General features: G+C 55.0%; 14 protein-coding genes and 1 pseudogene. 11 read left to right on the forward strand and 4 right to left on the reverse strand.

Annotated elements, in window-relative coordinates; genetic code table 11:
• Positions 1–17: 17 nt before the first annotated feature.
• Positions 18–485 (reverse strand): MaoC family dehydratase, encoded by a 468-nt coding sequence (locus tag GV827_RS19765; RefSeq protein WP_204325990.1) that lies wholly within the window; start codon positions 483–485, stop codon positions 18–20.
• A 203-nt stretch (positions 486–688) separates the two neighbouring features.
• Here GV827_RS19765 and GV827_RS19770 point away from each other — a divergent pair, with 203 nt between their 5' ends.
• From GV827_RS19770 to GV827_RS19795, 6 genes are all read left to right on the forward strand, one after another.
• Positions 689–1,537, forward strand: coding sequence for a VapE domain-containing protein (locus GV827_RS19770; protein WP_268895767.1), 849 nt, complete (start codon positions 689–691; stop codon positions 1,535–1,537).
• A gap of 18 nt (positions 1,538–1,555) precedes the next feature.
• Positions 1,556–1,879, forward strand: coding sequence for a hypothetical protein (locus GV827_RS19775; protein WP_164355541.1), 324 nt, complete (start codon positions 1,556–1,558; stop codon positions 1,877–1,879).
• A 629-nt stretch (positions 1,880–2,508) separates the two neighbouring features.
• Positions 2,509–3,939, forward strand: coding sequence for a DUF6880 family protein (locus GV827_RS19780; RefSeq protein WP_164355542.1), 1,431 nt, complete (start codon positions 2,509–2,511; stop codon positions 3,937–3,939).
• A gap of 21 nt (positions 3,940–3,960) precedes the next feature.
• A complete protein-coding gene (gene rsgA, locus GV827_RS19785) occupies positions 3,961–5,013 on the forward strand; it encodes a ribosome small subunit-dependent GTPase A (protein ID WP_164355543.1) in 1,053 nt (350 codons plus the stop codon).
• Between the two features lie 82 nt (positions 5,014–5,095).
• The gene (locus tag GV827_RS19790) at positions 5,096–5,431 is read left to right on the forward strand and encodes an arsenate reductase family protein (protein ID WP_164355544.1); all 336 of its coding nucleotides are present in this window, start codon (positions 5,096–5,098) and stop codon (positions 5,429–5,431) included.
• Positions 5,432–5,441: 10 nt separating this feature from the next.
• Positions 5,442–6,113: an SDR family oxidoreductase gene (locus GV827_RS19795; RefSeq protein WP_164355545.1), complete on the forward strand. Its 672-nt coding sequence runs from the start codon at positions 5,442–5,444 to the stop codon at positions 6,111–6,113.
• 150 nt (positions 6,114–6,263) lie between these two features.
• Here the strand turns inward: GV827_RS19795 and GV827_RS19800 are convergent, their stop codons facing one another.
• Positions 6,264–7,187 (reverse strand): endonuclease/exonuclease/phosphatase family protein, encoded by a 924-nt coding sequence (locus GV827_RS19800; protein WP_164355546.1) that lies wholly within the window; start codon positions 7,185–7,187, stop codon positions 6,264–6,266.
• 215 nt (positions 7,188–7,402) lie between these two features.
• Between GV827_RS19800 and GV827_RS19805 the strand changes: the two are divergent.
• The 5 genes and pseudogenes from GV827_RS19805 (at position 7,403) to GV827_RS19825 (ending at position 12,194) form a co-directional block, all read left to right on the forward strand.
• A pseudogene (locus GV827_RS19805) lies at positions 7,403–8,655 on the forward strand (cation:proton antiporter).
• A gap of 103 nt (positions 8,656–8,758) precedes the next feature.
• On the forward strand, positions 8,759–9,904 hold the full coding sequence (locus GV827_RS19810) for an epoxide hydrolase family protein (RefSeq protein ID WP_164355547.1): 1,146 nt from the start codon (positions 8,759–8,761) through the stop codon (positions 9,902–9,904).
• Positions 9,905–10,081: 177 nt separating this feature from the next.
• Entirely contained in the window at positions 10,082–10,270 is a 189-nt protein-coding gene (locus GV827_RS19815; RefSeq protein ID WP_164355548.1) for a hypothetical protein, read from the forward strand.
• Between the two features lie 42 nt (positions 10,271–10,312).
• The gene (locus tag GV827_RS19820) at positions 10,313–11,125 is read left to right on the forward strand and encodes a 2-keto-4-pentenoate hydratase (RefSeq protein WP_204325991.1); all 813 of its coding nucleotides are present in this window, start codon (positions 10,313–10,315) and stop codon (positions 11,123–11,125) included.
• Between the two features lie 649 nt (positions 11,126–11,774).
• Positions 11,775–12,194: a VOC family protein gene (locus GV827_RS19825; RefSeq protein WP_204325992.1), complete on the forward strand. Its 420-nt coding sequence runs from the start codon at positions 11,775–11,777 to the stop codon at positions 12,192–12,194.
• 173 nt (positions 12,195–12,367) lie between these two features.
• Here the strand turns inward: GV827_RS19825 and GV827_RS19830 are convergent, their stop codons facing one another.
• Positions 12,368–13,060 (reverse strand): substrate-binding domain-containing protein, encoded by a 693-nt coding sequence (locus GV827_RS19830; RefSeq protein ID WP_204325993.1) that lies wholly within the window; start codon positions 13,058–13,060, stop codon positions 12,368–12,370.
• Between the two features lie 394 nt (positions 13,061–13,454).
• Positions 13,455–13,588, reverse strand: a 134-nt coding sequence (locus GV827_RS19835) for an IS3 family transposase (protein WP_164355550.1), incomplete at its 5' end; no start/stop codon positions are given.

Here is a 13,588-nt window from a genome sequence, read left to right on the forward strand (position 1 = left end):
TTCACAACCAGGTGACCCTAGCTACCTCTACGAAAGATTCCCTTGCTTATGAATTCCATGACCACTTCGTTCTTCTGATTGCTCACTGAGACCTTGCTGACCACAATCCCAATCTCCGGACGGCTTTTCGATGGGTTGGTCTCAAGTACTTCCTGCTCCACACAGAGCACATCACCTGGATACACCGGTCGAAGCCAACTAAGACTGTCAATTCCGGGGGACCCAAGAGAGCGGCCCTTGCCATCCATGTTCTCGACCATCATTGCCATGGTCATCGCGCAGGTGTGCCACCCGCTGGCACAAAGGCCTCCAAACAGCGAGTCTTTGGCTGCCTCACGGTCCAGATGGAAGAACTGTGCGTCATACTTCTGGGCAAACTCGATGATCTCTTCTTCGGTCACCTCGTATGCCCCAAAGGTGTGCTTTTGCCCAACCTCGAAGCTCTCAAAAGGAATGTAGTTCAGCTTTGCGGAGTTCTCAGTCACGTTTCTGGTTCCATGGTTGTTGTATCTAGCCAAACACTCGAAATAGACACCGTTGAGCCCCACTGTTCAGGTTTCTCACAATCGATCAAGAAAGCGCCCAAGGGCTCCTTATGTGCCGATCAGGCGCACTCGACATCACTCAAGCGCCAGCAACTTGCCGCAATTGCCTAGCGATCGCAAAGATCACTCAGTAACTGCCGGAACTGTCGGCCATGGCGAAGTCCGAGGCCAACGACGCCAAGGCGTTCATGTCGCGGCAGCAGGACGATGTGCGGATGGTCTACGACCGAAGCAGGACCAGCTTCCCGCGCCAGTGCGTGATCTGGGGCACCACGAACGACAAGGAATACCTCCGGGACGCCACTGGTGGCCGCCGCTACCTGATCGTCGAGATGACCGCCGAGCAGATCGACACGGACCGCATCGAGCGCGACCGTGACGCGATCTGGCAGGCCGCTGCACTGGGTTACGACGAGATGCGCGCAGAGCAGCCCTACGGCACCCTGCCGCTGTTCCTCCAAGGCGAGGCTGCCGAGACCGCCAAGCAGATGCAGGAGCGCGCCCGTAAGAGCGAGGCATGGGAAGGCTGGATGGAGACCATCATCGAATGGTTGGACGAAGGATTGACGCTGCAAGAACTCTTTAACCGACAAGAGCGCGACACGGAGAAGCTGCTCGATGGCGACGACACGTTCCACGGAGTCCCCCTCACTGCGATGGTGTGCCGGGTTGCCTTTTCCCAACAGGATGCGATGCGGAAGGCCCTGGGGATGAACGCCAATGCCCCCATCACCGCACAGGCCGAACAGTTTTGGAGCAAGGTCGTGTCGAAGATGAAAGAGCAGGGCTGGATTCACGGCAAAGGCAAAGAGAATGTCCCAGCCACCCGGAACCGCGCAACCATCGGCGGCAAGCAGAAGATGTGGATGATCCGGCCCGACATTACAGACGAAGAGCGTAAGCGCGGGTTCCGTGTTTGCAATCCGGCGCAGGCCCCCGAATCCGGGTCCACACAAGTTGCCGACGACGACGACTACGACGACCTGCTTTAACCCTGACAGGAGACTACAATGACACGCAAGACTAAATGGAAACAGGCCAACGCTGAGATCGCCCACCGCACCAAAGTGACGGAGGACGCCGCCTTGAAGATCGCCTCTTTCAGCTTCGCTGACTTCCGGGAACTGTTCAAGGACGATGGGTCGCTCACCGAATTTTCGTTCACACGCTACTCGTTGGGGGTCTGCGAGATGGCTCGCAACATCAAGGAAACAGCCGAGATAGAGGCCAGAAAGCATATGTTGCAGATGATGAATGACGGCGAAGTGGAGATCATCCGGGAGGAAAAAAGGTCTCGCCATCTGAGGGCCGTCCCGGATAACGATCTCCTGTAGCACCCCCACAGTGTATCTGAGTGTATCAGGCTCCCCGTGAGGGGGATTTTTCGTCTAGTAGGGGGTAGTAGGGGGTAGTAGGGGGTCAATTTTGTAACCCCTTGAAAAAAAACACTATCTGTTTGGTAGGGTAGTAGGGGGTAGCAAGCCTTCAAAGACCTACGCAGATTTCCGGGTTTTTCGGCGCTTTTCGGGCCGGGTGGGCCTGTCCCGCCCCCCTATATACACACTCTATATATCATATACTTTTAACTTATATACCCCTACTACCCTACTAATACTCTCAGATTCCCCTTGTTTATATGGCCGAAACCCCTAGTAGGGGGGCTACTAAACCCCTACTACCCCCTACTAGATGCTCTCAGAACCCCCCGCAGCACTCTCAGGGTAATCTCGATCCCACACAGCGCATTAAATCCCCCTCACAGGGAAAATAAGTTGTGGTATCAGGATACCCCAAAAACTGCGGAGAACCGAGGCTCAGCGCACCCCCTGAGAGGGGCCGTACCCTGGGAAGGACCCAAGCGACCCCTGCACAGGGATCTGCCCAGCACCACAGTCCCCAGAGATCGCAGCCCCCTGGCTGAGCTATCCTTTTCATTCCCCACGGCGGGTGTCACAAACACGGCATGTCAAAGAAGACCCTCAACAAGGACAACCTGACCGAGCTGGGCGCAGAGCGTCTGGCAGATTTACTGCTCGAGGTCAGCACTGGCAGCGCCGACATAAAGCGTCGACTGCGGCTTGAACTGAGCCACAATGTTGGCGCGACAGAGCTTGCACGGGACGTACGAAAGCGACTCGTGTCGCTGCGCAAATCGACCAGCTTTGTGGGATGGCGCAAGCGCAAATCCCTTATCAAAGACCTCCGCACTCAAGTTGACATGATCACCGAAAAGATAGCCCCTGAAGAGCCGACAGAGGCCTTTGATTTGCTGTGGCAGTTCATCGAACTTGCACCGTCAGTCTATGAACGGGTGGATGACAGCCGTGGCGATGTCGGTGATGTCTTCCGGAAAGCACTGGCACGATTTGAAGATATCGGGCCCCGTGCTTTTCTCGATCCAAAAGCTTTGGCATCCCGCGTGTGGGATGCACTGCGCGATAACGGCTATGGCGAATTTGATGGGATCATCGGGCTTCTTGCGCCTACACTGAGAGAGGACGGCCTACAGGCCCTCAAAGACTTGGTCGAAGCCTATCGCGAGATGCCTGCAGAAGCGTTGCAGGACGATCATGAGGCGCTCCGTTTTCTCCGTGATCTGCGCAGCAACAGCGGCAACTACGTGAGCGATCAGAAAGACCGCCTGATAAAGATGTGCCTGCAGGAGATCGCAGAAGCGAAGGGCGACACAACGGCCTATATTGCCCAGTATTCAGCGCGTGATTTAGCGCGTCCTGACATAGCTGCCGAGGTTGCTCAACTGTTGCTTTCGCAGGGTGAAGTCAAGGAGGCGCTGAAAACACTGACTGACGCAGACCTTAGCGGACGCGCGTTCGGCCAAAAGGAATGGGATGCGGCATATATTGCCTGTCTGATCGCGCTTGACCGGATTGATGAGGCTCAGTCCCATCGTTGGGCCCGCTTCAGTGACACGCTTAATCCGGACCTTTTGCGGGACTATCTTAAGGTCTTACCCGACTTTGATGATATTGAGGCGGAGGACAAAGCAAAGGCCAAGGCTCTGGATTTTGAAAACCTGCACCTGGCTTTGATGTTCTTTCTGGATTGGCCGGACCTGACCTGTGCTGCGCGCCTGATCGAGAGCCGTGCTGATGAACTGGATGGGGATCTCTATCACATCCTGACCCCAGGTGCTGAAGCCCTGCGAGAGAAGCATCCTTTGGCGGCGGTTTTGCTGTGGCGGGCCATGATTGATCATGCGCTCACTGAGGGTCGCTCAACCCGCTATGGCCATGCAGCTGATCATCTGATGGACTGTGCGGCAGTTGATGACATAATCAGCGATTACGGGTCGTTTGTACCGCATTTGAGTTATCTGGAAAACTTGCGCACGCGGCACGACCGAAAGACGTCTTTTTGGCAGAGAGTGCACTAAGGCTTGCATCGATCTGATGCCATGTGCATTCAAGCAACCGTGCCCCATTCATTCAATCAAAATTCAAGGTCTTTGGCTGCCCTCGGATGGTCGGAGTTCTTTTCCGTCCAACTGGAACCCGGCGAGGCAGATTATGCCCGTATGCGTATTGCAACCGTACATCGGTCCCGGGTGACAGCTGAATCCGAAGAAGGTCCGGTAAGGCTAAGCCTTCCTTCTCAAACCAATACGACGGATTTTGCCGTTGGGGATTGGGTCCTGGTCGACCCTCAAACCCGCATGCTTGTTCGTTGGTTGGAAAGACGCACCCTTCTGCAGCGCCGTACCGTGGGTGCGCGTAACCAGCAGCTCATCGCCGCAAACGTGGACACGCTTTTCATCGTGACGTCCTGCAATGATGATTTCAATCCGGCCAGGCTGGAGCGATATCTAGCCCTCGCAAATGAAGCCGGAACAACCCCGGTGATCGTTCTGACGAAAGCAGATAAGGTCACTGAAGTAGAGTCCTATCAACAGCAGGCAGCAGCCCTTCAATCCGGAATTGCTGTTGTTTCGTTAAACGCGAAAACGCATGAAGCGGCAGCGGCTCTGGCTCTTTGGTGTAGACCCGGGCAAACCGTTGCGCTTGTCGGATCATCTGGGGTGGGGAAATCAACATTGCTGAACACACTCGCTGCCAAGCCACCTGACGAAGCGCAGCTTACAGGCGACATTCGAGAGAACGACGCCAAGGGGCGCCACACAACCACGTCGCGCTCGCTCCATGCTATTGAAGGTGGCGGTTGGCTAATTGATACGCCGGGAATGCGGACGCTTCATGTCAGCGATGTTGCCGCAGGTCTGGACATTCTGTTTGCAGAGATCAGCGAACTTGCACCCACGTGTCGCTTCAGAGATTGCACCCACGCGTACGAACCGGGCTGTGCAGTTCAGGCCGCGGTTGCAGCTGGTATGCTCGACCCGGCGCGACTTGACCGATGGAGGAAGCTTCGCGAAGAAGATCGCGAAAACACTCCATCTGGCTCTAGTTCGCGCGGCAACAAGCCCCCGAAGGCTCGCGGTAAACGGCGGTGAAGCTGATGCAACGTTGTGGTTGTGTTCGGAATGAACGATGAAGTGGAAGAGTATCTCAGACCACTGAACAGGAGATTTAGGCGTGATAATTTTCGGATTGAGGACCTGCGCAGTTTGTCAAAGATGCTTGAAGGCGTTGGAGGCAACCGGGAGGGACGTCAGTTTCCGCGATGTTCGGGCGGAGCCTCTGAGCGAAGCAGAACTTGCGGAGTTGATTGTTGAGTTTGGAGATCGCTTGGTAGACCGAACTTCGAACGACTATCGGGCGCTGAATGACTGGCTTAAAAACTCTGAGGCAGAAGCGCAGATATCCGCCCAGCCGAAGGTGATGACCCGTCCCGTGATACGCGATCATGATGAGTTTTACTTAGGTTGGGACGACGCAGTTCAAAAAGCCTTAACCCGTCAACGAGAATGAGGATAATCACATGGATAAGACACTTTTCATCACAGGCGCCTCAAGCGGCATTGGAGCAGCCACGGCACGTGCAGCTGTGAGCGCCAGCTGGCGGGTAGGTCTTTTTGCGCGTTCCAAGGACAAGCTGGACGCTTTGGCAAAAAGTCTGGGCAGCAAAGCAACAGCCCTACCGGGTGATGCGACTGATCTGGACAGCCAGCATAGCGCGATGAAGACCTTTGCCAATGAAACTGGCGGTATTGATGCGGCCTTCGCAAACGCTGGTATGGGTCTTTCCGCGGCGGGGACCGATGCAGGCGATCCCGGCGAATGGGAGCAGATGATCCGGCTCAACATTCTCGGCGTACTCTGGACCGTGAAGGCAGCAATGCCGTATCTCAAAGAACGGAAGGGCCACTTGCTGCTGACAGGGTCAGCTGCCGGACGACGCCATATATCGGGATCCGTTTATGGCGCCTCTAAGTGGTTCGTGCATGGTTACGGTGGGAACCTGTCAGAGGAGATGAAGTCTTTCGGTGGGCGTTGCACCGTGGTGGCTCCCGGCATGGTGGACACACCCTTCTTCGACACGCCGAAACCAGACAAGCTCCAGCCCGAAGATGTGGCTGACGCGGTGATGCACGCTTTGAACGCTGATCCGAGGTGTGCCGTGAACGAAATATTCCTGATGCCGACACAATAGGCTCTACGCCGGTCCCATCAGAGAAAACCTGTCTGACCGGCGGGAAGAAACGCAGATGCATTTCCCTCCCGCCGGCATAGTTACATCGTAACCTCGCACCTCATGCATTTGCTGGAGTTTGATTGAGGTTCGGCAACTCAATTACACCGATTAGAGCCCGGGAAAGTCCGCATAGACGAGAGCATGATCACTTGCATGGTTCTGCATTGTGTCATGAACAGCAAAAGAGCCGGGTTCAGAGAGATATCGGGTCATTCCAGTTCGCACTATCTGGGGAACGACATCTGGGTATTCTTTTGCCAATCGCGGGGACACAAAAATCCGGTCTGGCCGTGAGTGCACATGCGTGTCCGGCACTTCGAAGGTCCAATCGGTTCCGCGTGGCAAACGATCCAGCAGATCCTCAGAAAAGCCCTGCTTTAATGGTTCAAGCGCCGACGGGTCAGAGCCGCGCCCCCAAGAGGGCTCATTAAAATCTCCCACAATTATCCATCGCTCGTCTTCTGGCTTCAGAAAACGGCTTTCGACAATCTTCCGGACAGCGCGCGCCTCGGCCTCCCGTACTATCTGAGCCTTGGCTTTATCCGGATAAGGCGCCTTGAAGTGACAAACAAACAGCGTGAAAGTTTCAAAGTCGACTTGTAGGCAATCGCGACGAAAGAGTGGAAAATTTCGAAGGTCTTCTGGCAAATCTGTCAGCCCAAAATCTATACCAGTCAGATGCGCATGGCTTTTGACGGACAGCGGTGCGACCTTTGAAAGCACAGCCACATCGAGGCCACGACCATCGTTGCCGGGTAAACAAGTGCGGGCAGGGTAAAGAGGTGACCCGGCCTTGAGCAGGAATTGGTCATGGAAGAAGTCCAGGGACTCATCATCAAACACTTCCTGAAGAGCAATGACATCGGCTTGCGCCGCCGCCATGACCTTGGCGGTCAAAGTTCGGTCAGCAATATCCTGATCGACCGATCTGGGCCGGTCATCAAAGTCCTGATCCACGGCGCCATCAAGAACCAGGCGTCCCTGCCTCTCGCGCAGTCGTAGATTTTGTACATTGAAAGTGGCCAGACGCATTTTGGCTACCTTTGGTCATTTGGCCGTTCCTAGACTACCTGAATCGTCGACGCGACCATCTTTGATACAACGCACGGCGTGTAAGGCTTTCTGCTGCTTTATGGCAAAAACACTAGGACAGCCTTTTAGAGGCAGGTTCTCAGTCCTAAACCTGCAATGGTTTGGTGCTTTGCGCATGCGATGCTATCAACACTCACACCTCCGATAGGACCGGCATGTCAATTCTCCAGATTACATCACTTCTTATCGTGCTGGCCGGAGCCTTTGGGGCAATCAACTATCTCTTTCTGAAGTTGCCATCCGCGATCGGGATCCTCGTCGTGGCGCTGGCCACATCTTTCGCAGTCATTGCCACGGATGCCTTGTTTCCAAGTCTGACTGTCGAGGAACAGATCCGCGCGCAGGTGCTCGAGTTGGAGTTCTCAGATGCTTTGTTGGAAGGCATGTTAGGACTTTTGCTCTTTGCCGGTGCCCTGCACGTCAAACTTTCGGATTTGCGCAAAGCATGGTTGGTCATTTTTCTGATGGCTACGATCGGTGTGGGGGTTTCGACGGCTATCGTTGGTTTCGGCTTTAGCTGGATCACGGGGATGCCTTTATTTGTTGCGCTGGTCTTTGGCGCACTGATCTCACCGACGGATCCGGTTGCAGTCCTGGGTGTGCTGCGCGAGGCAGAACTCCCTAAGTCGCTTGAAACCAAAATAGCTGGAGAAAGCCTCTTTAACGATGGCGTCGGCTATGTCGTCTTTTTGGTGCTCGTTGGATTTGCCTTTCCGACTGGAGGCGGCCATGGGTCTAGCCTCGCTGATGCCGGGGTGTTGTTCATCCAGGAAGCATTGGGCGGGGCCATCTTGGGTTTGGTTCTCGGCTGGCTGACCTTTCGGGTCATGCGAAAGATCGATGATTATTCCCTGGAAGTGCTGATCACCCTCGGTCTTGCGTTTGGCGGTTATGAACTGGCTGTCTGGCTTCATGTATCTGCACCGATCATGGCGGTCTGTGCAGGTCTCCTTATCGGCGACATTGGTTCCAAACATGGCATGTCTGAAGAAACCCGCCAATACGTCGAAGCCTTCTGGAAGTTGGTCGATGAAATACTGAACGCTGTGCTGTTTCTAATGATGGGTTTGAGGTCTTCGCGATTGCCTTTGAAATGGACTTCCTCATCGCGGGTTTCATGGCCATCTTGCTTGCACTCGTCGCGCGACTTGCCGCCGTTGCCGTCCCGATGTTGATCCTGAAGCCCTTTCGTACCTTCAGCAGGGGTGTCATCCCGATCATGACCTGGGGCGGTCTGAAGGGCGGCATTTCCGTCGCACTGGCCTTGTCTTTGCCCGACAGCGAGTGGAAGCCACTGATCTTGACGGTCACGTATATTGTCGTGATCTTCTCAATCATAGTGCAGGGACTTACCGTAACACGCCTTGCAGAACGGGTCGGGCGCGCGCCAGAGTTGCCCAATGATTGACCGCGACGCGTTTGGTGTTGTTCCAGCAATGGCGATTGTCGGTTGATATCTATACCATCAAGGCAAAGAGCCGCTCTGGCCGTCTGTTGAAAAGGAGTACTTGATGACCGCGCCTGCACCATTTCAAATCCATGCAACAGATGCCCAATTGGAGGATTTACGGGCTCGATTGCACAATACGCGATGGCCGGAAAGGGAAGTCGTCGATGACTGGTCTCAGGGCACACCGCTGAGTTACGTCCAAGAGGTGTCCACCTACTGGGCCGACCAGTACGACTGGCGCTCCCGCGAAGCCGCGCTGAACCGACTTACCCAGTGGCGGGGGGAGGCGGAGGGCTTTGGCCTCCATTTTGTCCATATGCGCTCACCGCATGAAAACGCCTTGCCTCTTTTGCTCAGTCACGGTTGGCCCGGTTCAATAGTCGAATTCGCCAAGGCAATCCCAAGTCTGCTGGACCCGGTCGCGTATGGTGGCAAGGCAGAGGATGCCTTTCATATTGTGGCACCGTCGCTGCCAGGATTTGGCTTCTCGGACAAACCAAAAACGCCCGGAACCGGCGTCCATAGAATAGCGACGCTGTTTGACAGTCTGATGCGCGGGCTGGGCTATGACCGCTATGTGGCCCAGGGTGGAGACTGGGGCTCCGTGATCACGACATGCATTGGAGCTCAGAACCTGGGCGCATGCTCTGCGATTCACGTGAACATGCCAATTGGTCGACCAACGGCCGATGACATGAACAGCTCTGACCCGGATGCTCGGGCGGGCCTGGCCGCGTTGCAAGCCTATCAGGATTGGGATTCAGGTTATTCCAAACAACAAGCCACGCGTCCCCAGACAATCGGTTATGGCCTCGCGGATTCTCCTACCGGTCAGGCAGCGTGGATTCTTGAGAAGTTCTGGCGCTGGACAGACTGTGACGGTCATCCAGAGTATGCGCTGACACGCGACGAGATGCTGGACAACATCATGCTGTACTGGCTGCCGAATACGGCAACTTCTTCTGCTCGGATTTATTGGGAGAGCTTCGGAAAGCCACTTCTGAAAGAAACCGGCCCGGTGAAACTGCCGACAGGTTGCTCGCTCTTCCCCAAAGAAATATTCCGCCCGCCGCGCCAATGGGCAGAGCGGGAGTATGCCAACATTACCTATTGGAATAAGCTAGACAAAGGCGGCCACTTCGCCGCGTTTGAGCAGCCGGAGACCTTTGTTGACGAGTTGCGCTGCTTTTTCAGAGAGTTTCGCTAGTTGCCGCGGCAATGCAGTAGAACTCACTCTTGAGGCGTGGCGTCCCTTTTCCCAACCGACGTCACTCAAGGCGCACGATTTCGGCGCTTAGCATCTCTTGCTGCGATGCGCTCGCCGAATTCCTTGCGGCAATGCATCACCATTTACCGATCATTCGCAAGTTTGCTAAGAACACGCATGAAGACGGGAACGCGAGTAATCGTAACCTTTGGCGAAGGCACTGATCTTGATCCATCACCGGGCAAGGTCATCGACTTGCTGTTTGGATCGGAAAACGGGCTGCTGATAAAAGTTCTGCATGACAACGGACAAGAAAATTGGCACCTGGCAAAGATGGTCAGTCCATTACTTCGGCCTGTTTCCTGACGCAAACATCAGTGCAGCTAGGCGCTGCAAAGAGGTTCTTGGATGACAGGTTCGATGGTAGATACCGCAATTGAGGCCTATGCCGCTGAGCTTCTTAAAGCCTATGATAAAGGTTGCCAGATCGCCCCAATTTCCGATGGCGACCCTGCCTTCGACGACGAAGCGGCGTATCGCATCGCCCGTGAGATCGCTGCACTGCGCGAGGCACGGGGTGAGCGGCAAGTGGGCCGCAAGATTGGTTTCACAAACCGCACGATCTGGCCCATCTACGGCGTCTCGGGTCCAATTTGGGGGCCGGTGTGGGATACAACTCTGCACGAGATTGGTGATGGGCTGCACACTTTGCCGCCGGTGCCCGAACCTCGGCTTGAACCGGAAATTGTATTCGGCTTAAAGTCTGCGCCTCGGATAGGAATGAGCGAGGTTGAGCTAGCCGGGTGCATCGATTGGGTGTCACACGGGTTCGAGATCGTATTTTCGCCCTTCCCTGACTGGCGTTTTTCCGGCGCAGACTGTGCCGCCGCTTTCGGCCTGCACAGCGCGCTCTATCTCGGCCCACGATTGCCCCTGACGCAATCGATCATCAACCAGCTGCCCCGATTTCGCATCGCGCTTGAGAGGCCGGACGGCAAGCGGCTGACGGGCTGCGGCGCAGATGTTCTGGACGGTCCTCTAAGGGCGCTCGGTTATCTTCTCGACGCGCTGGCAACCGACCCCGGTACAACGCCAATCGGCGAGGGAGAGATCATTAGCACCGGAACCTTGACTGACGCACTGCCGATATCGCCTGGTGACCGCTGGACCACCCGGCTCGATGGCATCGACCTGCCAGGCGTGACGATCGCCTTCCGCTAGCATTTCAGGTGGGCAGCAAAGAACTCCTCATGGGCACGCTAGGTAGGGTTCACCCTCCGCTCACCTTTCGTAAGTGGGTTAGTGGGTTTGTCGTATGAATTATCCAGACGACATTCGACAGCTACATCCCGCTTTGCTGCCGCTAAAGGCAGCCAGGACGAACGGCTAATCCACGTCAGACCGGACCTTCATGCTGTCCGCTGCGATCGGCCGGAGAGAGCTGATTTTGTTGAAAAACTCGAAAATTCGACCGCCAAATTCTTCCGCCAAAATCCATTGAATCACCCAAGTCCGCGCGGAACGGTCAGTGTAAGCCGTGAGGACCTCTCACATTGCCAAGTCAGCGTTTCGACCGCCCCCCTCGTCGGATTTTCCGGCAGGCTTTCTATGGGTCACTTTTTTAGCAGTTTTTGCCAAAATAGGAGTTTTTCAACACAATCAGCCCGAAGCAGACATGGTCCCACATCAATGCTCGCAGATGCAGCAATGTAATTTACCAAATCCATCATCTACGGCGCAGCGAGAAAAGCAGACATTGGTCGCGACCGCAGCGAATTTCAGGGGGTCTATGACCGAGTTGCGGACGAAACGGACATTTGGTGCCACATCTGCTATTGTTTGCACCCGAGACTTTGAGAAGTGAGATTTCATGCCCAAAATATTACTTCATCATGTCTCCTATCCCGTCAGGGATGTTGAGGCGTCAGCTTCATTCTACGAAAGTCTTTTCAACCTAGAACGCCTTGACCGCCCACCATTTTCGATACCCGGAGTTTGGTTGGAATGTCACGATCGCCAAATTCACCTAGTGCTGAACGAAGCTGGAACCTATCGTACCAAATCGTCTCCTGACATTGCTGACGTTCACTTTGCATTCTGCACCGACGACTTCGAAGAAATGGTCGAACGCTTGGAGGCAGCTGGATTTAGGGAGGACTTGCCAGAGGGTGACAGAAAAAGACTGCTTATTCTGCGTGAAGGCCTCGCCGGGTTCCCACAACTCTATCTGCTTGATCCCGACCTCAACACTATCGAAGTAAACGCAGCTCCAATGCCAGGAGAACCCTGAAGCGAACTCGCTGTTATTACCCCTTTTGGCTTCGAAGCAGACCAAGTCAGGAAAGGAGCATGGGTCGGCTGTGTTCACTTAGACCGACCGTCTGCCAGACTTGCGAGCGATGCCCGGTGTGCGGGAGTAGCCGCAAATTCCTTTCAGAAATGGCGCAACTCTTTCGATCCGTGTCAATCCAACTCGAACCGCAGGACGCCCGCTGCGGCAAGTTCATCATCGAGTTCCCTTGCCGTCAGAAATTCAAGGGCAGATGCCGCGCTGGCCTGAGAGGTTCGACTAAGGAATATCGACATATCGATATGAGTCCCAAGCTCTTCGGGTAGGATTGCCGCAGGAACCACCCCGGGTGTTGAAAGGACCGTGGTCAGCGGAGCGACTGCAAGCTCAACTTGGCCAGCGGCAACGGATGCGACCGGCTCGCCACCACCCATGGCCAGGCTCTTGGGTAAGAGTGCTGTACTCAGATCGAGCCGCTCGATCACATCCAGGTAGGTGCGGCCACTTGTACCTGCACCCGTGTAGGCGATGCTGTCGGCTTCATGCAAAAGGGCTCTGATAGTCTCGACGTCTTTTCTGATTGAGTCTGCGGTTTCCTCTTTTCGGCCAACGGCAAGGGGCACACGTCCAAAAGCTCGGTGACTGGCTGCGTCTGCTTTTCCAGCATTTATGAGCCCCTTGGCGTAAGGGGGATTGGTCAAGCCGATGTCATAAGCTTCACCCGCCGAGATGCGCTCAGGTATCGCAGGGTTGAGATCAACCAACTGAGTGAACGATGCACCCGTTGCCGTTTCCAAGCGCGGAACGAGGTTATTCATGATCGCCTGGATCGCCACCGGTACAAAAATGCGCAGTTCACTTGGCATAGCAGATGAGATTTCTGACGGTGTGCTCCAACATTTATCTTCGCATGATTCACAACGACTGAGAACAACGCAATCCTACCCGACAAGAACAGTCCGACTTGGACACTGAGCAGACGCCGCCCAATTTCGACTGAAATGCTGCTCATAAGGGACAGAGCCGACCTTGCGTTCAAAGTTCGGCAACTAGCCTATTTGGGCTTGAAGCAGATTATCTGCACGGGGTGGGTTCGGCGTTCTTCGATGTTTCGCGCGGCATTTCGCACAATTTGCGGAGCCAATTTGCCTAACAGAATATGAGTGCCAAATACTGGTGCTTCGCCCTTTTCGGCAAGCTCGATAGCACGGTTGTAGCCTTGTGGACCTGTCCCGTTTTCGTGCCGCTCCAAGTGCTCGTTTAAGAAACTTTCCTTTCGAAGGCGACCGGGCTTTTCCAGCCCAATGCTGAATGCCGCCGTCGCGGATTGTAGAAGCCGTTGATGTATTGGAAGATGGCCAACTCGGCGTCTCTGCGCGTCTGCCAAGACCTTC

This window comes from Sulfitobacter sediminilitoris, assembly GCF_010667575.1.
Classification (GTDB): Bacteria; Pseudomonadota; Alphaproteobacteria; order Rhodobacterales; family Rhodobacteraceae; genus Sulfitobacter; species Sulfitobacter sediminilitoris.